Source organism: Streptomyces sp. NPDC059201, from assembly GCF_042754585.1.
Classification (GTDB): Bacteria; Actinomycetota; Actinomycetes; order Streptomycetales; family Streptomycetaceae; genus Streptomyces.
Genome location: NZ_JBHZBB010000007.1, coordinates 208,900 through 228,958, shown reverse-complemented (window position 1 = coordinate 228,958; position 20,059 = coordinate 208,900). Strand labels below are relative to the sequence as shown.

The 20,059-nt window shown below is 73.1% G+C and carries 24 protein-coding genes; 10 read left to right on the top strand and 14 right to left on the bottom strand.

Annotated features, from left to right (window positions below):
• Window positions 1-11: 11 nt before the first annotated feature.
• The 7 genes from ACFXMG_RS23400 to ACFXMG_RS23370 form a co-directional block, all read right to left on the bottom strand.
• Complete coding sequence (locus ACFXMG_RS23400; RefSeq protein ID WP_383814525.1) at window positions 12-1,001, bottom strand: hypothetical protein; 990 nt, start codon at window positions 999-1,001, stop codon at window positions 12-14.
• Between the two features lie 64 nt (window positions 1,002-1,065).
• Window positions 1,066-2,538, bottom strand: a complete 1,473-nt coding sequence (locus ACFXMG_RS23395) for an APC family permease (RefSeq protein ID WP_383814527.1) — start codon at window positions 2,536-2,538, stop codon at window positions 1,066-1,068.
• A 333-nt stretch (window positions 2,539-2,871) separates the two neighbouring features.
• A complete protein-coding gene (locus ACFXMG_RS23390; RefSeq protein ID WP_383814529.1) occupies window positions 2,872-4,857 on the bottom strand; it encodes an FUSC family protein in 1,986 nt (661 codons plus the stop codon).
• A gap of 111 nt (window positions 4,858-4,968) precedes the next feature.
• A complete protein-coding gene (locus ACFXMG_RS23385) occupies window positions 4,969-5,205 on the bottom strand; it encodes a DUF2630 family protein (RefSeq protein WP_383814530.1) in 237 nt (78 codons plus the stop codon).
• Window positions 5,206-5,222: 17 nt separating this feature from the next.
• On the bottom strand, window positions 5,223-6,287 hold the full coding sequence (locus ACFXMG_RS23380) for an endonuclease/exonuclease/phosphatase family protein (protein ID WP_383814532.1): 1,065 nt from the start codon (window positions 6,285-6,287) through the stop codon (window positions 5,223-5,225).
• Window positions 6,288-6,291: 4 nt separating this feature from the next.
• Window positions 6,292-6,774, bottom strand: coding sequence for a hypothetical protein (locus ACFXMG_RS23375; protein WP_383814533.1), 483 nt, complete (start codon window positions 6,772-6,774; stop codon window positions 6,292-6,294).
• A 1-nt stretch (window position 6,775) separates the two neighbouring features.
• Window positions 6,776-7,255, bottom strand: a complete 480-nt coding sequence (locus ACFXMG_RS23370) for a hypothetical protein (protein WP_383814535.1) — start codon at window positions 7,253-7,255, stop codon at window positions 6,776-6,778.
• A gap of 165 nt (window positions 7,256-7,420) precedes the next feature.
• Here ACFXMG_RS23370 and ACFXMG_RS23365 point away from each other — a divergent pair, with 165 nt between their 5' ends.
• From ACFXMG_RS23365 to ACFXMG_RS23355, 3 genes are all read left to right on the top strand, one after another.
• Window positions 7,421-7,825: a hypothetical protein gene (locus ACFXMG_RS23365; protein ID WP_383814537.1), complete on the top strand. Its 405-nt coding sequence runs from the start codon at window positions 7,421-7,423 to the stop codon at window positions 7,823-7,825.
• Between the two features lie 170 nt (window positions 7,826-7,995).
• Window positions 7,996-8,964 (top strand): ATP-binding cassette domain-containing protein, encoded by a 969-nt coding sequence (locus tag ACFXMG_RS23360; RefSeq protein ID WP_383814539.1) that lies wholly within the window; start codon window positions 7,996-7,998, stop codon window positions 8,962-8,964.
• Window positions 8,961-9,878 carry an ABC transporter permease gene (locus tag ACFXMG_RS23355; RefSeq protein WP_383814540.1) on the top strand — a complete coding sequence of 306 codons (918 nt, stop codon included), beginning with the start codon at window positions 8,961-8,963 and terminating at the stop codon, window positions 9,876-9,878. The genes ACFXMG_RS23360 and ACFXMG_RS23355 overlap by 4 nt, the downstream gene beginning before the upstream one ends.
• Before the next feature lie 18 nt (window positions 9,879-9,896).
• Here the strand turns inward: ACFXMG_RS23355 and ACFXMG_RS23350 are convergent, their stop codons facing one another.
• Window positions 9,897-10,268 (bottom strand): VOC family protein, encoded by a 372-nt coding sequence (locus tag ACFXMG_RS23350; RefSeq protein WP_383814564.1) that lies wholly within the window; start codon window positions 10,266-10,268, stop codon window positions 9,897-9,899.
• A gap of 148 nt (window positions 10,269-10,416) precedes the next feature.
• Between ACFXMG_RS23350 and ACFXMG_RS23345 the strand changes: the two genes are divergently transcribed.
• Entirely contained in the window at window positions 10,417-11,490 is a 1,074-nt protein-coding gene (locus ACFXMG_RS23345) for a MerR family transcriptional regulator (RefSeq protein ID WP_383814542.1), read from the top strand.
• A 741-nt stretch (window positions 11,491-12,231) separates the two neighbouring features.
• Here ACFXMG_RS23345 and ACFXMG_RS23340 read toward each other — a convergent pair.
• The 3 genes from ACFXMG_RS23340 to ACFXMG_RS23330 all read right to left on the bottom strand — a co-directional run bounded on the left by ACFXMG_RS23340 (window position 12,232) and on the right by ACFXMG_RS23330 (window position 14,447).
• Window positions 12,232-12,669, bottom strand: a complete 438-nt coding sequence (locus ACFXMG_RS23340) for a universal stress protein (protein ID WP_383815677.1) — start codon at window positions 12,667-12,669, stop codon at window positions 12,232-12,234.
• 63 nt (window positions 12,670-12,732) lie between these two features.
• Complete coding sequence (locus tag ACFXMG_RS23335; RefSeq protein WP_383815680.1) at window positions 12,733-13,356, bottom strand: FMN reductase; 624 nt, start codon at window positions 13,354-13,356, stop codon at window positions 12,733-12,735.
• A 5-nt stretch (window positions 13,357-13,361) separates the two neighbouring features.
• Window positions 13,362-14,447 carry an LLM class flavin-dependent oxidoreductase gene (locus ACFXMG_RS23330; RefSeq protein ID WP_383815682.1) on the bottom strand — a complete coding sequence of 362 codons (1,086 nt, stop codon included), beginning with the start codon at window positions 14,445-14,447 and terminating at the stop codon, window positions 13,362-13,364.
• Window positions 14,448-14,622: 175 nt separating this feature from the next.
• Between ACFXMG_RS23330 and cbiE the strand changes: the two genes are divergently transcribed.
• Together cbiE and cobM are read left to right on the top strand one after the other, a co-directional pair.
• Entirely contained in the window at window positions 14,623-15,867 is a 1,245-nt protein-coding gene (cbiE, locus tag ACFXMG_RS23325) for a precorrin-6y C5,15-methyltransferase (decarboxylating) subunit CbiE (RefSeq protein WP_383815685.1), read from the top strand.
• A complete protein-coding gene (gene cobM, locus ACFXMG_RS23320; protein WP_383815687.1) occupies window positions 15,864-16,613 on the top strand; it encodes a precorrin-4 C(11)-methyltransferase in 750 nt (249 codons plus the stop codon). Before cbiE ends, cobM begins: the two co-directional genes overlap by 4 nt.
• Before the next feature lie 96 nt (window positions 16,614-16,709).
• On the opposite strand, the gene ACFXMG_RS23315 is transcribed toward cobM, so the two are convergent.
• The gene (locus tag ACFXMG_RS23315) at window positions 16,710-16,784 is read right to left on the bottom strand and encodes a 50S ribosomal protein bL37 (protein ID WP_099895366.1); all 75 of its coding nucleotides are present in this window, start codon (window positions 16,782-16,784) and stop codon (window positions 16,710-16,712) included.
• A 124-nt stretch (window positions 16,785-16,908) separates the two neighbouring features.
• On the opposite strand from ACFXMG_RS23315, the gene ACFXMG_RS23310 reads away from it, so the two are divergent.
• From ACFXMG_RS23310 to ACFXMG_RS23295, 4 genes are all read left to right on the top strand, one after another.
• A complete protein-coding gene (locus tag ACFXMG_RS23310) occupies window positions 16,909-17,187 on the top strand; it encodes a CopG family transcriptional regulator (protein WP_383815690.1) in 279 nt (92 codons plus the stop codon).
• Window positions 17,188-17,267: 80 nt separating this feature from the next.
• Entirely contained in the window at window positions 17,268-17,462 is a 195-nt protein-coding gene (locus ACFXMG_RS23305) for a hypothetical protein (RefSeq protein ID WP_383815692.1), read from the top strand.
• 54 nt (window positions 17,463-17,516) lie between these two features.
• Window positions 17,517-17,870 carry a transcriptional regulator gene (locus ACFXMG_RS23300; protein WP_383815694.1) on the top strand — a complete coding sequence of 118 codons (354 nt, stop codon included), beginning with the start codon at window positions 17,517-17,519 and terminating at the stop codon, window positions 17,868-17,870.
• Window positions 17,867-18,541 carry a nucleotidyl transferase AbiEii/AbiGii toxin family protein gene (locus tag ACFXMG_RS23295; protein WP_383815697.1) on the top strand — a complete coding sequence of 225 codons (675 nt, stop codon included), beginning with the start codon at window positions 17,867-17,869 and terminating at the stop codon, window positions 18,539-18,541. Before ACFXMG_RS23300 ends, ACFXMG_RS23295 begins: the two co-directional genes overlap by 4 nt.
• A gap of 1 nt (window position 18,542) precedes the next feature.
• On the opposite strand, the gene ACFXMG_RS23290 is transcribed toward ACFXMG_RS23295, so the two are convergent.
• On the bottom strand, window positions 18,543-19,097 hold the full coding sequence (locus tag ACFXMG_RS23290) for a GNAT family N-acetyltransferase (RefSeq protein ID WP_383815700.1): 555 nt from the start codon (window positions 19,095-19,097) through the stop codon (window positions 18,543-18,545).
• Between the two features lie 121 nt (window positions 19,098-19,218).
• Entirely contained in the window at window positions 19,219-20,040 is an 822-nt protein-coding gene (locus tag ACFXMG_RS23285; protein WP_383815702.1) for an aminoglycoside phosphotransferase, read from the bottom strand.
• Window positions 20,041-20,059 lie beyond the last annotated feature (19 nt).

Sequence of the window (20,059 nt, the reverse complement as noted above, 5' to 3'; positions counted from 1 at the left end):
CCTGGGGGTGGTCAGTCGACCCCCAGGCCCTCCCGGAAGCGGACGAACTGCTCCTCCGGCTCGCCCGTGTACGCCCACGGGACCCATGCCCCCCGCACGCCGAGCATCCGCATGAGCTCCCGCGCCGGCTCCACCTGGCCCGCGTAACACGCCGCGTGGGCGAGGAAGTTGAGGTCTCCGACCTCCTCCGGCGCGACCGGCCGCGTACGGTCCCGGCCGCCGATCCAGCGGTCGTACGTGCGCCGCAGCTCGGTCACCGCCAGCTCGTGCTTCCAGTGCTGGTCGAAGCCGCGCACCGGGCCGCGCCCCAGCGCCCCGTCCGCGATGTAGCGGTACTCCTCCACCCGCGCCACCTGCACCAGGACCGGCAGCGCCGAGCCGGGCGGGGCCACGCCCGCCGCGTCCCGCGCGAAGTCGTACATCGAGCCGTGGGTGCCGTGCCAGCGGGCCGAGAGGTAGCGGAGCACCTGCACGTGACCCTCGGTGTTGTACGGGTCGCGGCGGCGCAACTCGTCGAACCAGTACCGCAGTTCGCGGCGCGGCACGCCGCCCTCGTACAGCCGCGCCACCGACAGCAGCGACACCCACGGCATCGGGTCGGCGGGCGCCGCGTCCGCCGCGCCCCGGCAGGCGTCCACGGCGGTGTCGATCCGGGACCGGTCGACCGTCGCGCCCCGGCCGGCCGCGATGGCCGCGTCGAAGACCCGTACCACCTCGGTCGCCGCCCGCAGCACCGCCGCGTCCGCGCTGCCGGGCTCGGCGGCCCGCCAGGTCTCGACGGTGGAGCTGCCGGCGGCGGCGTGCGAGAGGAGCCGGATCCGGTGCGTGCGGCGGGCCCAGTCGTCACCGGTGACGGCGAGCAGGTCCCGTACGCCCTGCCAGCGGCCGATCACGATGTCGTGGCGGGCCTCCGTCAGCGCGCGGTCACCGAAGTCCGGGTCGAAGTCGGGCGTGAACCGCTCCCCGCGGGACCGCCTGAGGGCGCGTCGGCGTACGCCCATGGGTGACCTCCTTCGGTCGTACTTCGGTCGGTGCTTCGGTCGATCGCCTCTGCTGATCCGGGCTTCAGAAGTCCGTGGCGTAGCTCTTGTCCCGCAGGCGGGTGCCCGGGGAGACCGGGGCCGATTCGTCCGCGGCGGCGAGGGCGCGGGAGGCGTCCAGGCGGGCCGGACGGTAGTAGTCGCTGCCCTTGCGCCAGTACACGGTCATCGGGATCAGCCCGGCGGCGAGGCCGCCGAGGCCGATGGTGAGGGCGGTGGTGGACAGCTCGCCGAGCGACTCGACGAAGGTCCACAGCATGAACGCGGAGCCGAGCAGCGGCCACACCCCGCCCAGCAGCAGGTTCCGCGCGGAGCGCAGCAGCAGGGACTTGTACGCGACGGCGGCGGCGATGCCGGCCAGGCCGTAGTAGAACGCGATCTGGAGGCCGATCGCGGAGACCGCGTCCCGCAGGATCCGCTGGACGGAACCGGCGGACGCCGCGGCGGCGAAGAGCACGAGGGCGGCGGCGCCGACGGCGGCGATGGCCACCCACGGGGTGTTCCAGCGGCGGTGGACGAGGCCGAGGGCGGCGGGCAGGGTCCGGTCGCGGCCCATCGCGAAGAGCGAGCGGGTCACCTGGAGCAGCGTGGTCTCCAGGGTCGCGACCGTGGACAGGACGACGGCGACGACGAGCAGCTTCCCGCCGACGCCGGGCCAGATCTCCTGGCCGAGGACGGCGAGGACGTTCGGTCCGGCGGCCAGGATCCGGTCGGCGGGCAGCAGGACGTTCACCACGACCGTGAACGCCACGAAGAGGAGGAAGACGAAGCCGACGCCGACCAGCGCGGCGAGCCCGGCCGTCCGCCGGCTGTCGCGCGTCTCCTCGCTGAGGTTGCTGGTGACGTCCCAGCCCCAGTAGTAGAACGCGGCGATCAGCGCGCCCGCCGCGAAGCCCTCCGGCCCGTGGAAGTGCCCGAGGCCGAACCAGGACCAGTCGAAGGCGACGGCCTGGCCGCGGTGCGCCACCGCCGCGAGCACGAAGGCCAGCAGGATCGCCATCTCGATCCCGGACATGAGGAGTTGGGCCCGTACGGTGAGCCGGGTGCCGCCCAGGACGACGCCGAGCATCAGCAGGAACCAGCAGGCGCCGACGGCGGCGGCCAGCGGTGTGGAGGCGGCGAGGTCCTGGTCGAAGAGGGCGAGCGTGAGCGCTCCGGCCGGCAGCGAGCCCGCCACCATGAACACGGTCGCGGCGAAGACCAGCGCCCAGCCGGAGAGGAAGCCGAGGAAGGGGTGGAGGGTGCGGCCCACCCACGAGTAGCCGGCGCCCGCGTTGACGTCGATCCGGCCGAGGCGGGCGTAGGCGAGGACGATGCCGAACATCGGTATCGCGCAGTAGAGCAGCGCGGCGGGCCCCGCCAGCCCGACCGCCCCGAAGAGCACGGCGGTGGTGGCGGCCAGCGAGTAGGCGGGGGCGCTGCCGGCGACGGCCATCACGATCGTGTCGAAGGTGCCGAGGACATTGGGCTGGAGCCCTCTGCTGGTGGTCGTGCGCATGACGGTGTCCTCGGAGTCCTGGGATCGGATGTGGGGGGTTCCGGACGGCGGAGGGGTACGGCGGGGGAGGGAACGGTGAAGCGTGACGGCGAGGGGTACGGAGGGGGTACGGAGGAGGGGCGGGACGAGCGGGCAGGGTGAAGTGGCCCGTTCGGCGTGCCGGTTGGCGGGCCGGGAGCGGGCACGGGCAAGGGTGCGGGCGCTGACGACGGCGGTGCGGTCGAGCGCATCGTAGTCGCCCCGGTGGCATCCGGTAACGGTGGCAGGAGGGTTCCGTTCCGTGACCGCCGGTAAGTCCTCCTCTGCGCCCCCGCGTACCGCCCCGGAAGGGGTTTACCGCAGCTCGGGACCGGCGATGGCGCGGGCCGCGCGCACCTCCTGGCGGACCGGCGCGAGGACGCCCTCGTCGTCGCCGGGCAGCTCCGTGCCGACCGCGACGAGGGTGTCGGTGGTGCGCAGGCCCTCGGCGAGTTCGCGCAGTTCCCGCGCCACGGCCGTGACTTCCGCCGGGTCCGGCGGCGGGGCGCCGTGGGCGACGCGGATGCGGGCGGCGGTGGTGGCGTCCACGATCCGCTCGACGGCGATGGCGAGCGGCCACCAGGCGGCGGCGCGGGTGCCGGTCGGCGGCGGTTCGGTGAGCGCGCGCTGGAACTCGGAGCGGACCGCCGACAGGTCCCGGTACAGCTTGCGCCGGGCCCGCAGCCGGCCCGCGTCGGCCGGGCCGCCGAAGGCCCGGTCCACGTACGCGGCGGTGTCCGCGACCGCGTCGGCGAGCCGGTCGCCGATCCGGCTGTGCCAGGACTCGGGCCAGAGCAGGTAGCCGGCGATCAGCGCGATGCCGCAGCCCATGAGGGAGTCGTACAGGCGGGGCAGGACGAGGTCGAAGCCCTGCTGGTTGAGGGCGTCGGAGAGCAGCAGGATGACGGGGGTGATGGCCGCGGTCTGGAAGGCGTACCCCTTCGCGGAGAAGGCCGGGATGAGCGCGGCGAGCACCACCATCACCGGCACGTCCCACCAGCCCCGGGGTACCTCGGAGAGGACCAGCGCGGCGGAGACCAGCCCCAGGCAGGTGCCGACGGCGCGGAGCACGGCGCGCGAGAAGACCGAGCCGAAGTCGGGCTTCATCACGAACGTGACGGTGAGCGCCACCCAGTACGAGCGCTCCACCGGGACCAGCGAGACCAGGGACTGCGCGAGGCCGATGCAGAGCGCCAGGCGGAGCCCGTACCGCCAGGACGGCTCGGAGAGCAGCATCGTGCGCCCGGCCCGGCGGGCGCGGACGGTGAGCGCGGCGGGGCGTCCGAGCCGGTCGTCGACGTTGTAGGGGTCGGGCTCGGCCTCGTGGACGACGGTGGCGGCGTGCCGGAGCGCGTGCTCGACGGCCTTCTCGGCGGGGCGGGCGGGGGAGGGGAAGACGGGGTGCTGTTCAGGGTGCTGATCGGGGTGGGTGTCGGGGTGGGTGTCCGTGTGGCCGGTCTCCACGGTGTCGGCGAGGGCGCGGATGGTGGTGGCGACGGCCGGGGGCAGCGGGCCGTAGAGCCGTACGCGCAGGTCGGCGGCGGGGGCGGCCTCCAGGAGCGGGACCAGCACGTTGAGCTGGGCCAGCAGCCGGGCGAGGGAGGAGGTGCGGCCGTGCTGGCGGGTGCGGCGGGCCAGGATCAGGTCGTACGACTGGTTCAGGGAGGCGGTGACCGCGTGGCGCTTCTCCTGGTACGTCTCCGAGCCCGCCGCCTCGTACAACTCGGCGACCGTCCGGTACGTGGCGGCCACCGCCGCCCGCTCGGGCGTGACGCGGCGCAGCGGCCAGCCGAGGAGCGTGAGGGCGAGGACGACGAGCCCGCCGAGGCTCAGCAGGAGCGGCGCCTTCCACCACGGGTCCGGCATGGGGAGTCCGGCGCCGACGACGGCGTTGAGCAGCAGGAGGAGTCCGGAGGCGGAGGCGACCGCGCCGATCGAGGAGATCATCCCGGAGACGAGCGCGACGAGCGTCAGCGTCGCGACCGCGAGCCAGCCGTGCCCGAACACGAGCGTGCCGAGGGTGACGCCGAGGGCGCCGAAGAGCTGGGGGACGGCGATGTTGAAGACGCGCATCCGGTAGGCGTCGGCCGTGTCGCCGATGACGCCGGAGAGCGCGCCCATGGAGACGAGGGCGCCTTCGGCGGGCCGGTCCAGGGCGAGTCCGACGGCGAGCGGCAGCGACAGCGCGAGGGACGCGCGGGCCACGGCGGCCCAGGGGATGGGCGCGGGTGCGGGCTTGAGTCCCGCGGTCAGCCACGCGGGAGGAGCAAGCCGACCATTCCCGCGACGTTCACGACCCATGCGCCCAACTTACGTGGGGTGGGGGCGGGGGTTGCGGTGGCGGATGCGGTGGCGGCTGTGGTGTTCGTCGCCGTGTCGGTCATGGTGACGGTCGTGGTGTCCGTCGCCGCGTCAGTTGCGGTACGACTCCACTTCCTCGGCGGGGCGGAGGGCGGCCGTGTCGGGGTCCTCGCCGAACTCGGACTTGGCGCGGCGCTGGCGGAGCAGGTCCCAGCACTGGTCCAGGCGGACCTCCAGCTCCGCCAGGCGCGCCCGCTCCTCGGGGAGGAGACCGCCGGTGCGCCGGCGCAGCGTGCGTTCCTCTTCCACGAGCGCTCCGATGTCGTCGAGGATCTGCTCGTTGTCCATGCTCCCAGCGTCGCCGATCAGCGTCCGTCGTGCAGGTCGAGGTCGGCGAGGACGGCCCGGTGGTCGCTGCCGGGGATCGGGAGGAAGCGGGTGGCGACGGCGGTGAGGTCGGGGGTGGTGAGGACGTGGTCGATCTGGACGAACGGCGGCAGCGGGCCCTCGGCCGGCCAGGTCGGGGTGCGGGAGGAGCCGGTGGCGCGGGCCGCGTCGAGGAGGATGCGGTCGGCGGAGAAGGCGCGGAAGGCGGCGTGGTCCTGGGAGGCGTTGAAGTCGCCGGCCAGGATCAGGCTCTCGCCGGGGGGCCGGGCGGCGACCGCCTCCCGCAGGCGGGCGAGTTCGGTCTTCCAGAGCCCGACCTGGCCGGGCACGGGCGGCAGCGGGTGCGCGAGCTGGAGCCGTACCGTCCGTCCGGCGATCTCCGCGGTGGCGCCCGGCATCCCCATCGCGGCGGGCACGTCGGAGCGGTCGCGCAGCGGGTAGGCGCTGAGGATGACGGACCCGGAGGAGCCCTCCGCGTCGACGGAGACCCGGTGCGGGAGCTGCCGGGAGAGCGCGGCGGTGAGGGCGCGCCCGCAGGCGGGGTCGCACTCGGAGACGTACAGGAGCTGGGGTTTCTCCCGTCGCGCGAGGTCGATGAGGGAGCCGGTGGCCTGCCCGAACTCGACGTTGGCGGCGATGACACGGACCCGGGCGACGGGGATGCCGTGCGTGACGGCGAGCAGTGGCGTGTGCGGCAGCGACGTCCACGCGGTGCCGGCGAGGACGAGGACGGCGAGGAACGTCAGGCCGCGGCGCCGGGCGACGGCCGCGAGCAGCAGTCCGAGCCCGGCGGGGACGGTGAGCCAGGGGAGGAAGGCGAGCAGCTGGGGGACGGGCGTGACGCCGTCCGTGCCGAGCGCCCGGCACCCGGCGATGACCCCCGGGACCACCAGGAGCAGCCCGGCGGCCCAGGCGGCCGCACGGGTGCGGAGCCTGGGCCGCAGGGGCGGCGGCGGAGGCGGGGATGGGCGCGGGGGCTGAGGCATAGGCGGGGTGACGGCCGCCGTGTCCTTGTCGGGTACGGCGGCGGGGGCTCGGTCCACTCCCTCAGTGTCGCAGGGCCTGCGTGATCTCCGCGGTCGTCGCCCCGCTCAGCGTCCGATTGCTGCGCGCCGTACCGGACTTGGAGGCTCCGGCGGCGACGCCGTCGATGTTCAGGACGACCGTGTCGAGGAAGTTCCCGCCGTCGTCGCGGAAGGTGACCATGACCGTGTAGTCGGCGGTCGAGGTCTTGGGGTTGGTGGCCGTGATCGTGGCGACCGTACGGTCCCCGTCGACGGAGGTCGCCCCGGCCTTCACGTCGCCGGCCGCGTTCACCCCGTCCTTGATCTCGTCCATCTTCTGCTGCGCGGCCGAGGCGACGGCGGCGGTCGCCGAGGAGACGATGTCCCCGGCGGCGTCCTTGGCGGCGTCGCAGCCGGTGGCCGCGCCCGTGACGGCGAGGGCCAGGAGCACGGCGCCGGCCGTGTGCCGGAGCCGTGCCGCCCGTGCCGTCCGCGCCCGTGGCTTCGGGCGGGTGCGTGGGCCCATCTCAGTACCGCTCGCCGGGGCCGTACGCGTCGTCCGTGGCCAGGGCCCAGATCACGAAGACCGAGATGGCCATCGAGAAGAGCGCCCACCACGGCTGGTAGGGCAGGAAGAGGAACTGCGCGAGGAGGTTGAGGGACGCCAGGGAGATGCCGGCGACGCGGCCCCACTCGGCGCCCTTGAGGATCCCGTAACCGGCGATCGCGACGACGATGCCGAGGATCAGGTGGATCCAGCCCCAGGTGCTGAGGTCGAACTTGAAGACGTAGTCGCCGACCCGGGTGTAGACGTCGTCCTCGGCGATTCCGGCGATGCCCTGGAAGACGTCCATGAAGCCGGTGACCAGCATGAGGACACCGGCGAAGAGCGTCCCGCCGGAGGCCCACGCCTCCGAGTTCGACGACTTGTGCGGTCGGGGGGAGGAAGGGGTGGAGGGGTTCGAGGGGGCGGACTCCGGGCGCGGGGGTGTGGTGTTCTGGCTCATGGGCCCATCGTGGGATCATTCGTGCGATTTCGACCTTCTGGCTGCGCCGAACGGGTGAGGCCCGGGGCCGAGGCTGATCCACTTGCGGGACGCCCCCGGCGGGTGTGCCCTGGAGGGTGCAGCAGCAGGGGGGCGACAGGGGGGCGACACGAAGGAGCTCCTGCCATGGCCGCACACGCAGCCGTACCCGCACGGCGTTCCGTGGACCTGCACGGCGCCGTCCTGCCGGCCGTCATCGGCATCCTCTACGGCCTCTGGGCCGCGACCGTCTCCCGGCACGGCGGGGCGCTCACCTGGGGCCAGCTCTGGCTCGGCCTCGTCTCCGCGATCGTCCTCGCCGGCGCCCTGTGGGCCCTGCACACCTACGGGCACACGCTCCCGCGCGAGGCGCGCGCCGTGGCGTGGGCCGTGGTCATCGGCGGAGCGGTCGGCTTCCTCTACAGCCTCTCCGGCGCGAGCGTGTTCTCGTCGAGCGGGCTCGGGCTGGCGGTCGGGGGCGCGGTGGGAGCGGGCATGTTCTACCTCTTCTACACGCACGAGGACGCGACGGGGCACCCCGCTCCGTACTGATCACGTGCGCAGTCTGCTGATCACTGCCGATCCCTGTTGATCGCTGCGGATCCGTGCTGATCACCGTTGCGTCCTGACCGTGGTGTCTCCGCCGGACTGCACGCGCGCCGCTCCCGCAGCAGACTGGAGGGTGTGGTCCGGCGGGGGAGGCACCAGGAGGAGGCATCGGTATGAGTGGCGTGGCTGTCGAGACCGAGGGGCTCGTGAAGCTCTTCGGGCGGAACCGGGCCGTCGACGGGGTCGATCTGCGCGTGCCGGCCGGCACCGTGTACGGACTGCTCGGGCCCAACGGCGCCGGCAAGACCACGGCCGTGAAGATGCTCGCCACCCTGCTGCGCCCGGACGCCGGCCATGCCCGGGTGTTCGGGCACGACGTCGTCGCCGAGGCCGACACCGTACGGGGCAGGGTGAGCCTCACCGGGCAGTACGCCTCCGTCGACGAGGACCTCACCGGCACCGAGAACCTCGTCCTCCTCGCCCGTCTCCTCGGCCACGGCCGCCCCGCCGCCCGCGAGCGGTCCGCGCAGTTGCTGGACGCGTTCGGCCTTGAGGGGGCCGCCGACCGGCAGGTCAAGAACTACTCGGGCGGCATGCGGCGCCGTATCGACATCGCCGCGTCCATCCTCAACACCCCCGACCTGCTCTTCCTCGACGAGCCGACCACCGGTCTCGACCCGCGCAGCCGCAACCAGGTCTGGGACATCGTGCGGGCCGTCGTCGACCAGGGCACGACCGTCCTGCTCACCACCCAGTACCTCGACGAGGCCGACCAGCTCGCCTCCCGGATCGCCGTCATCGACCATGGCAAGGTGATCGCGGAGGGCACGAAGGGCGAGCTGAAGGCGTCGGTGGGCTCGGGCTCCGTGCACGTACGGCTCCGGGACGCGGAGCAGCGTCCTGAGGCCGAGCGGGTGCTCACCACGGCCCTGAACGCCGCCGTCCAGCTCGACCCCGACCCGGTCGCGCTCACCGCCACCGTCAACGGCCACGGCACCGACCTCGGCGCCGCGGAACAGGCCGCCCGCGCGCTCTCCGAACTGGCCCGCGCCGGGATCACGGTCGACAACTTCGCCCTGGGCCAGCCCAGTCTCGACGAGGTCTTCCTCGCCCTCACCGACCGGAAGGGGTCGGCCGCATGACGTCCGACACCACGTCCACCACGTCCTCCGACACGTCGTTGGACGCGTCCGCCACATCTGCCACCTCCGCCACCTCCCCGACCGACACCGGCGGCGACCTCGTCGCGCCACGGGCCGACGAACTCGCCGCCCTGCTCGTCGGGCAGAGCCGGCCGCCCCGGCCCAGCGCGCTCTCCGCGTCGCTCACCTTCGGCTGGCGGGCCATGCTGAAGATCAAGCACGTGCCGGAGCAGCTGTTCGACGTGACGGCGTTCCCGATCATGATGGTGCTGATGTACACGTACCTCTTCGGGGGCGCGCTGGCCGGTTCGGCCTCGGCGTACATCCAGTTCCTGCTGCCCGGCATCCTGGTGATGTCGGTCGTGATGATCACGATGTACACCGGCGTCTCGGTCAACACCGACATCGAGAAGGGCGTCTTCGACCGGTTCCGTACGCTGCCGATCTGGCGGCCCGCGCCGATGGTCGGCTATCTCCTCGGCGACGTCGTGCGCTATCTGATCGCCTCCGCCGTGATGCTGAGCGTCGGCCTCGTCATCGGCTACCGGCCGGACGGCGGGCTGGTGGGCGTGCTGCTCGGGGTGGCGCTGCTGGTGGTCTTCTCGTTCGCCTTCTCGTGGATCTGGACGATGTTCGGACTGCTGCTGCGCAGCGAGAAGTCCGTCATGGGCGTCAGCATGATGGTGATCTTCCCGCTGACCTTCCTCTCCAACGTCTTCGTCGACCCGCGGACCATGCCGGGCTGGCTCCAGGCGTTCGTGAACAACAGCCCGGTGACCCATCTGGCGACGGCGGTACGCGAGTTGATGGCCGGCAACTGGCCGGCGGCGGACATCGCCTGGTCGCTGGGGTGGTCGGCGGTCTTCGTGGTCGTGTTCGGCGCGGTGACGATGCGGCTGTACAACCGGAAGTAGGGCTTGCTCGTCGGTCGCCTACTGGCCCCGGGGGGTCTTCTGCTGGACCGCCCAGCGGTTGCCGTCCGGGTCCGCGAAGTACACGAACGAACCCCACGGCTGGTCGTCGATCGCGCCGACCTCGATGCCGCGCGCGGTGAGTTCGGCGTGGGCGCGCTCGATGTCGTCGACGACGACCTGCATGTTGTCGAGGGAGCCCGGCGCCATCTCCGTGATCCCCTTCCCGAAGGCGATGGAGCACGCCGAGCCCGGCGGGGTCATCTGCACGAAGCGGATGTCGTCGCTGACGGTCACGTCGTTGTCCGTGTGGAAGCCGACCTGCTCGTAGAAGGCTTTGGCGCGGTCGACGTCGGTGACCGGGACGCCGATGAGTTCGAGTTTGATGTGCAGGGTGTCCATGGAGGCATCCTCCGCTGGCGGGCGTGCCTTCGCACGGTGGAGTGTGGCTCTCCGTGACCGGTTGACCTTCCCCCGCCGGGAAGGCCCAGCATCGGCGGTGCCGGGCGAAGGGCCCGGTCCAGGGAAGGGGGCAGGGGCCATGGGACGTACACCGATCGCGCTCACCATCGGCGACTTCGCCCGCGCCACCGGGCTCTCCGCGAAGGCGCTGCGCCGCTACGACGAACTCGGCCTGCTGCGGCCCGACCGCGTCGACCCGTACAGCGGCTACCGCTACTACGCGGACACGCAGACCGAGCGGGCCCGGCTGATCGCCTGGCTGCGGCGGATCGACATGCCGCTCGCGGACGTCGGGCGGGTGTGCGCGCTGCACGCGGAGGACCCGGCGGAGGCGGCGCGCGCGATCCGCGCGTACTGGGCCTCGGTCGAGGCCGAGACCGCGGCGCGGCGGGGCCTGGCGGCCTCCCTGGTGGAGCGCGTGAAGGGAAGCGGGACAGAGATGACGGACGAGGCTTCTTACGTACTGGCCGGGACGGGACTGCTCGACCGGGGGCTCGTACGCGACCTCCAGCAGGACGCGGTGCACGTGGCGCCGCGGATCGTCGCTGTCGCGGACGGGTACGGCCCCGAGGGCGGGCGGGCCGCGGAGGCGGCGGTCGCGGCGATCGCGGCGGTGACCGTGCCTTTGCAGGGGCGGGCGGGGGACGGGCTGAACGCCCTGGAGGACGGGTTCCGCGCGGCGGGCGCGGCGGTCGCGGGCCTGGACGGTTCCGGTACGACGCTCACCGCGGCGCTGCTCGCCGGCACCCGGCTCGTCGTCGCCCACGTCGGGGACTCGCGGGCGTACCTGCTGCGCGAAGGCCGGCTGCGGCAGCTCACGCGCGACGACACGGTGGTGCAGGCGCTCGTCGACGCGGGGGAGCTGGAGGCGGGGGAGGCGGCGGAGCGGCCGGATCGGGCGCTGCTGCTGAAGGCGCTGGAGGGTGGGGGTGGGCCAGTGGACCCGACCCTGACGGTCCACGAACTCCGCCCCGGCGACCGCCTCCTCCTCTGCACGGACGGCCTCTCGACGGTGGTCCCGGGGGTGGCCCTCCTGAAGGCCCTCACGGCACCGACCCCGTCGCTGGCCGCGGCGGCCCTCCTGAAGGCAGCGGAAGCGGCAGGCGCCCCCGACAACCTGTCCCTAGCGGTAACAGACCTCACCCCCGCCTAACGCCCCCTGAGCGGGCAGCTGAACGAGGCCCCGGCCCGCACCCTCGCGGGACGGCGCCCTAAGTCGCACCCCGCGCGGTGCCCGCGCCCACGGGCCGGCGCCCTCCGCCGCACCCACCCCCGCGTGTGCCCGCGCGCCCGCAGGACGGCGCCCTTCGCTGCACCCCAGCGTGTGCCTGCGCCCCTGCGCCCACGGGCCGGCGCCCTCCGCCGCACTCATCCCCGCGTGTGCCCGCGCCCCGCGGGACGGCGCCCTTCGCTGCACCCCCGCGCGTGCCCGCGCCCACGGGACGGCGTCCCGGGCCGCACCCTCCCCCGCGCGTGCCCGCGCCCGCAGGTCGGCGCCCTTCGCCGCACCTCCGCGTGCCCGCGCCCACGGGACGGCGCCCTTCGCTGCACCTCCGTGTGGGCATGCGTCCCGCTAGGGGCGGGACGGGTGGGCACACGGGACGGCGCCCCTTGCCGGGCCTAGGCTTTCCGCGCCTGAACCCGCACCGGATGTACGGCGCGGTACTGGTGCGGGTCCAGGCAACGGGAGCGGAGGCACCCGCGAAGGGTGCCGTTCCGTTGTGCCCACCCGTTCCGCCCCAGCGGAACGATTGCCCACAACGCAACGGCAGCGGCAGCCGCGCCGGCCCGGGCGCGGGGGTGGGCACCGGCCCAGCGGAACGGGTGTCCGCAACGGAGCGGCGGCCGCGCCGGGTGGGCGCCGCCCTAGCGGAACGGGCGCCGCGCAGGTGGGTTACTGGGTGGGTTCGGATCGGACTACTACTACGGGGCAGGGGGCGTGTTGGGTGACGTTGGAGGAGACGGAGCCTAGGACTGCGGCCTTGAAACCGCTGTAGCCACGGTCACCCACCACCAGCAACTCCGCCCCCTTCGCCTGATCCACCAGCGCCTGCGCCGCATTGCCCCCGACCACCGTCCGCGTGACCCCCGCCGCCACCTCGGGCGCCAGCGCCTGCTCCAGCGACTGGTCGAGGATCTGCTTCGCGAGCCGCTCGGGGTCGAACTCCGGGGGTACGCCGGGCATCAGCGTCGCCCAGGACGCCGGGTACTCCCAGCTGATCACCGCGTGAAGCGTGTCCCCGGTGAGCGCGGCCTGCGCGGCCGCCCACTTCAGCGCCTTCAGGGACGGTTCCGAGCCGTCCACGCCCACCACGATCCTGCCGCCGGCCATCGCCGACCTCCGTTCGCCGTCGGGATACTTACCGATACGTACCCCACCAACCTAACAAAACGGTCAATCCATCCTGAGGTCAGCCAACTGCTTCTCGAAGGGGACGATCTCCTCTTCCGTCTCCTCAGCGGCAAGCTCCGACATCATCAGCATCGCGAACTCCTCTCCCGCCCTCCTGATCCGCGCCGGCAAGCCCTCCGTGTACTCGTCGCCCCCCGTGCCCCAGTCCTCCGACGCCGCGTAGACGGCGGTCGAGGAGATCCGGGCCCTCAGGTAGGAGAAGAGGGGGCGGAGGGCGTGGTCGAGGACCAGCGAGTGGCGGGCGGTGCCGCCGGTCGCGCCGAGGAGGACCGGCGTACCGGTGAGGGCCGCCGGGTCGACCAGGTCGAAGAAGGACTTGAACAGGCCGCTGTAGGACGCGGTGAAGACGGGCGTCACCGCGATCACACCGTCCGCCCCGGTCACCGCGTCGATCGCCTTCCCCAGCGCCTCCGACGGGAAGCCGGTGACGAGGTTCTTCGCGATGTCCACGGCGAGGTCCCGCAGTTCGACGACCTCGACCTCGACCGCGTACTCCTGCTCGGCGAGCCGGTAACGGGTCGCCTGGACGAGGCGGTCGGCGAGGAGCCGGGTGGAGGAGGGGCTGCTGAGGCCGGCCGAGACGGCGACCAGCTTGAGCGTACGCATGGGGGTCACGCCTCCTTCTTCTGCTGGACCTGAACGGCGGGGTGGAGCGGCGCCGTGGCCGGGACGCCGGCCGGGCGGAGGTTCGCGAACTCCTTGCGGAGGACGGGGACGACCTCCTCGCCGAGGAGGTCGAGCTGCTCCAGGACGGTCTTCAGCGGCAGCCCGGCGTGGTCGACGAGGAAGAGCTGGCGCTGGTAGTCGCCGACGTACTCGCGGAAGGACAGCGTGCGCTCGATGACCTCCTGCGGCGAGCCGACCGTCAGCGGCGTCTGGCTGCTGAACTCCTCCAGGGAGGGCCCGTGGCCGTAGACCGGCGCGTTGTCGAAGTACGGGCGGAACTCCCGTACCGCGTCCTGCGAGTTCTTCCGCAGGAAGACCTGGCCGCCGAGGCCGACGATCGCCTGCTCCTCCGTGCCGTGGCCGTAGTGCGCGTACCGCTGCCGGTAGAGCCGGACCATCTTCTCGGTGTGCTGCTTGGGCCAGAAGATGTGGTTCGCGAAGAAGCCGTCGCCGTAGTACGCGGCCTGCTCGGCGATCTCCGGGGAGCGGATCGAGCCGTGCCAGACGAACGGCGGGACGCCGTCGAGCGGGCGCGGGGTGGACGTGAAGCCCTGGAGCGCGGTGCGGAACCGGCCCTCCCAGTCGACCACGTCCTCCCTCCACAGCTTGTGGAGGAGCGCGTAGTTCTCGATGGCGAGTGGGATGCCCTGGCGGATGTCCTGCCCGAACCACGGGTAGACCGGGCCGGTGTTGCCGCGCCCCATCATCAGGTCGACGCGCCCGTCGGCGAGGTGCTGGAGGGTCGCGTAGTCCTCGGCGATCTTCACCGGGTCGTTGGTGGTGATGAGGGTCGTGGACGTGGACAGGATCAGGTTCTCGGTCCGGGCGGCGATGTGCCCGAGGAGGGTCGTCGGGGAGGACGGGACGAACGGCGGGTTGTGGTGCTCGCCGGTCGCGAAGACGTCGAGCCCGACCTCCTCCGCCTTGAGCGCGATGGCGACCGTGTTCTTGATGCGCTCGTGCTCGGTGGGGGTGCGGCCGGTGGTGGGGTCGGTCGTCACGTCGCCGACGGTGAAGATCCCGAACTGCATCGTGGTCACCTCTCGCGTTCCGGTGGAAGGAGTGAAGGAAGAAGTAGTTGAAGCTTAAATCACCAGGTCCAACGGTGCCACCCACCCCTGTATTCCCCGTACGCTCCATGGCCGCCCGTCCGAGTGAGGGCCGCCACACGCCGCCGACCTGCGGATCTCACGTAAAGTCCCGGACGTGAACGCTGCGAACGCCCCGACCGCCCCGATATCGGTCGTCGGAATCGGCGCGGACGGCTGGGACGGGCTCCCCGAGGCCGCCCGCCGCGTGCTGCGCGCCGCCGACGTCCTCCTCGGCGGCCCCCGCCAGCTGGACCTCCTGCCCGGGGCGGACTGCCCGGGCGAGCGGATCGCCTGGCCGTCCCCGCTCCGCCCGGCCGTGCCCGGGCTCCTCGCCGCTCACGAGGGGCGCGCGATCGCCGTCCTCGCCAGCGGGGACCCCTCCTTCTACGGCATCGCCCGCACCCTCGCGGAGACCGTCGGGGCCGACCGGCTCCGCGTCCACCCGCACCCGTCCTCCGTCTCGTACGCCTGCGCGCGCCTCGGCTGGCCGCTGGAGGCCGTCGAGACGGTCTCCCTCGTCGCCCGGCCGCTGGACGCGCTCCGCGCCGCCCTGCACCCCGGGCGCCGGCTCCTCCTCCTCGGCGAGGGGCCTGAGACGCCCGCGCGGGTCGCGGAGCTGCTGCGCGGGGCCGGGTGGGGCGGCACCCGGATCCGGGTCCTCGAACAGCTCGCCGGGCCCGCCGAGCGCCTCCTCGACGCGACGGCCGCCGACTGGCCGCACGCCCGGACCGACGCCCTCCACGTCCTCGCGCTCGACTGCGTACGCGATCCCGGCACGCTGCGGCTCGGCGCTACGCCCGGCCTGCCCGACGAGGCGTACGAGCACGACGGGCAGCTCACCAAGCGGTACGTCCGCGCCGCGACGCTCGCCGCGCTCGCGCCCGCCCCCGGGGAACTCCTCTGGGACGTCGGCGGCGGCTCCGGCTCCATCGGCGTCGAGTGGATGCGGGCCCACCGCGACTGCCGGGCGATCGCCGTCGAGAGGTCGCCCGAACGGGCCGCGCGGATCACCCGAAACGCCGCGGCCCTCGGCGTACCGGCCCTCCGCGTCGTCACCGGACCCGCACCCGACGCGCTGGCCGGCCTGCCCGCGCCCGACGCGGTCTTCATCGGCGGCGGGCTCACCGTCCCCGGGCTGCTCGACGCCTGCTGGGACGCGCTCCCGGACGGCGGCCGGCTCGTCGCCAACACCGTGACGCTCGAATCCGAGGCGCTGCTCGCCGACCGGTACCGCCGCCACGGCGGCGAACTGATCCGGCTCGCGGTCTCCGCCGCCGTCCCCGTCGGCGGCTTCACCGGCTGGCGCACGGCCATGCCCGTGACCCAGTGGTCCGTAACGAAAGGTTCTGAAGAGCGATGACCGTCTACTTCATCGGCGCGGGCCCCGGCGCGGCCGACCTCATCACCGTGCGCGGCGCGCGGACCCTCGCGAAGTGCGGCGTCTGCCTCTACGCCGGTTCCCTCGTCCCCCGCGAGCTGCTCGCCGAGTGCCCGGCGGACGCGAAGCTCGTCGACACGGCGAAGATGCACCTGGACGAGATCGTCGCGGAGATCACCGCCGCGCACGAGGCGGGCCAGGACGTCGCCCGCCTCCACTCCGGCGACCCGTCCGTCTTCAGCGCCATGGCCGAGCAGATGCGCCGGCTCGACGCGGCGGGCATCCCGTACGAGGTCGTGCCCGGCGTCCCGGCCTTCGCCGCGGCGGCCGCCGCCCTCAAGCGGGAACTCACCGTCCCCACCGTCGGCCAGACCGTCATCCTCACCCGCATCGCCCAGCAGGCCACCCCCATGCCGGAGGGCGAGGACCTCGCCACCCTCGGCCGCAGCGGCGCCCTGCTCGTCCTGCACCTCGGCGCCCGCTACACCGACCGCATCGTCTCCGAACTCGTCCCCCACTACGGCGCCGACTGCCCCGCCGCCGTCGTCGCCATGGCCAGCCGCCCCGACGAGCTCGTCCTGCGCGGCACCCTGGAGGACATCGCCGACCAGGTGAAGGCGGCCGGCATCACCAAGACCGCCGTCATCATCGTCGGCCGCACCCTCGCCGCCTCTGAATTCCGGGACAGCCACCTCTACGACCCCACCCGAGACCGCCACACCTGCTGACGCACACCTGCTGACGCACTCCTGCTGACGCACGGCGAGGCCCCGGGAAGTCCGATCCCCGGGGCCTACGACAGCTCACACGGCGCAGAGCACGGCTCAGGCGTTGGGCCGCTTGCCGTGATTCGCCTTCTTCTTCTTGCGCGCCCGCTTCTTGTTGCCACGCTTCGCCATCGGACTCCCTCTCTCGCGGGGGTTTTGTGGGGGTAAGCCTAGGTTCGGGCACGCCGTACCGCATCCGGGTCGGAAACGGCGGACGTCACGTACGGCACTGGGTGTGGGGAATACGGTCATAAGTATGGCGACGAAAAAGGTGACGGTGACGATCCCGGAGGACCTCCTGGAGGAGGTCCGCGCCGAGGCGGCCGAGCACGGCCTCTCGGCGTACGTCGCGGAGGCGCTGCGGATGCGGCGCGACCGTGACCGGCTGCGGGAACTGGTCGGCTGGCTGGAGGAGGAGTACGGCCCCATCACTGACGTCGAGCGGGCCGCCGCACGCACCGAGCTGGAAGAACTCGACGCCGAACACGAACGCCGTCGGCAGGCCCGCGAGGCGCACGCGGATGAGGCCGCGTGACGCCACGGGCGGACCGGCCACTCCGGTCCTTCGTCCTGGACAGTGAGGCACTGTCGCTCGCGGTGCGGGGCGATCGCGCGATGTCGGTTCGCCTGGCGTATGACGGCCGGACGACCGAGCGGCGCTGGGACTGGGTGCTCTCCCGCGTCCGAGTGGCGGACATCGGCAAGGACGAAGCCCGCCAGGCCCGTCGGCTCCTCGCCGACGCGGGACTGCACGGGCACGAGTACGCCATCGATGCCTCCGACCCCGACGACCTGGAGAAGCTGGTCTGAGGCCGTCGAGGTACGAGTTGCCACCGGGGCGGGCGGGTGTGGGGATAATCGGGCATGGCACATGAGACGACCGTCTCCGAGGTACGGCGCGAACGGTACGCACGACGGCTCCCCACCGACCTGTCCGCACTGCGCGGACCCGGGCACGGACGGGTCCGGCTTCCCCTGCACCTGGCCTGGTCCGGCCTGACGGAGTACGACCTCGACCGGCCCCGGCTGCGGATGAGCTGCTACCGCACGGTGCTCGCCGAGGGCGGCCGCGAGGACCTCGTCCGGCACCTCAACCGGGACCTCCTCGTCGAGATGTGGCCCGTCCTGCGCACCCTGGTCAGCAAGGACCTGCGGGTGGTCTGGGAGGACGCCTTCCACGAACTGGCCCCGGTGGCCGTCGCCGGGCGCGCGGGGTGAACCTCACCGAGCTGCACCGCCGCCTCCTCGACGACGTCCTCGCGGCGGGCACCGAGTATCCGCTCGTCCTGACCGGCGGCTACGCCGTCCAGGCGCACGGCCTCGTGGACCGGCTGAGCCAGGATCTCGACGTGGCCACCGAGAACCCCCGCCCGATGGCGGAGATCGCCGCCCACCTGCGGACGGAGCTGGAGACGCGGGGATGGCAGGTGCGGACGATCGAGACCGACCCGCTCTCCGCCCGCCTCATCGTCACCGACCCCGCCACCGGTGAGAGCTGCGAGGTCGACATCCTCAAGGAGGTCCTGTGCGGCCCTCCCGAGACCAGAGAGTTCGGCCTCCTCCTCTCCCTCCGCGACGTCGTCGGCACGAAGGTCCGCGCCCTCGCGGACCGGGGCATGGCCCGCGACCTCATCGACGTCCGCGCAGCCGCCGACCGCTGGAGCCCCGAAGAGCTGGAGGAACTGGGCCGACAGCACGCCCGGGACGCCTTCGACCTGGAGGAACTCCAGACGAAGCTCGCCGGCGCGGAGTGGATCGACGACACCGAGTTCACCGCCCACGGCCTGGACGAGACCCGCATCCACGAACTCCGCGCCTGGGCCCAGCGCTGGGCCGACGACATCGCAGAACGCCTCCTAGAAGGCGCCCCGCCGGAGGACGACGCCTGACTCAGCCCCGCGCCGCCCCCCACTCCGGCGCCAGCACCGCCATCACCGTCGCGTCCACCCGCTCCCCCTCCCACAGCAGCGCCCCCCGCAGCACCCCCTCCGCCGTGAACCCGGCCTTCTCATAGGCCCGCCGAGCCCGCGGATTGAACGCGTACACCTCCAGCCACACCCGGTACAGCCCCAACTCCTCGAAGGCGTACGCGACGATCAGCCGCGTCGCCTCCGTCCCGAGCCCCCGGCCGACCCCGTCGGGGACGAAGCAGATCCGAAACGCACAGCTCTCGTTCCCCGGATCCCACTCGTTGAGCACCACCTCCCCGACCACCCGCCCGCTGGCCCGCTCCACCACCGCCAGGTCCAAGCGGTCCGGCTGCTCCCCCCGGGAGCCGTACCACCCGCGAAGCCCCGGCTCGTCGAAGCGGGCATGCGAACCGGTCAGCCGAGCCACCTCAGGGTCGTCGAACATCGGCAGCAGGGCAGGGACATCGTCCTCCGTCACCGGACGGAGAACCACGAGATCCCCGGTGAGAGTCGGCTTGTACGAGAAGTCGGCCATCCACCGATTCTCCGCCGAGCCCCGCCGCCTGTCGTGGACTTTTCCCCGGCCGCCGACGCGAGGCCGGCCCGCCGGCGCACGGAGGTGGGCATCGGCGAGCGCCAGGTGCGCCGAGTCCGGCTCAACCGGCACTGCGGTGCGCGTGCCAGGCAGTGGCGGCATGGGCGAGGCGGAGCGTCCACGGGTCGGGGGCGGCGGTGCTGATCTCGGCCCAGACGTTGGCGTTGGCGGCGGCGAAGGCGGTGATGCCCTCGGCGGGGGCGGCGTGCCAGGAGGGGATCCCGGCGGCCCGGTGCTCGGCCGACGTGGGGGTGTGGCCGGAGGCGATGAGCCAGATGACCCAGTAGCCGGCGTCGAGCCAGGCCGCTCCACGTGTCGCCCACGCCCAGTCGACCAGGCGGGCCCGGTCGCCCTGCGGAGCGTGGTCGTCGACGAGGACGTTGGTGTTGTTCAGGTCGGTGTGGAGGAGGTGCGCCCCGGCGAAGAAGCGGAGGTCGTCCGGGCGGGCGGCGTAGCGCTCCAGGCGCTGTTCGGCGTGGCGCAGGTCGATGCCGGGGCATGGGGTCTCGCCGAGGCGGCCCAGGAGGGCGACGACTTCGGGGAGGTCGGGGGAGCCGGGGGCGTAGTCGGCGTGGTGACCGGTGAGGGCTTGGAAGCCGAGGAGGTCCCAGTCGGCGGTCTCGACACGCCAGCGGAGAGCGGGGGCCAGGCCGGTGAGGAAGGGGGCGACGGCGGCTTCCCGGCACTGGGTCCAGGCGCGAGGGTGGTCGGTGCGCAGGCCCTTGATGTGCCAGGTGCCTGTGGCGGAGGTGACCCGGGCCGCGATCTCGCTGTTGAACCCCTCAGCCGCTTCCTCGACGGTGAGGAGAGGGCCGGTGTGCTCCTCGACGGCGGCACGGGCGGCGGGCGGCAGCTTGTCGAGGCCGATGCGGGTGGTCGCCATGGGGCTTCACTCTTCCACG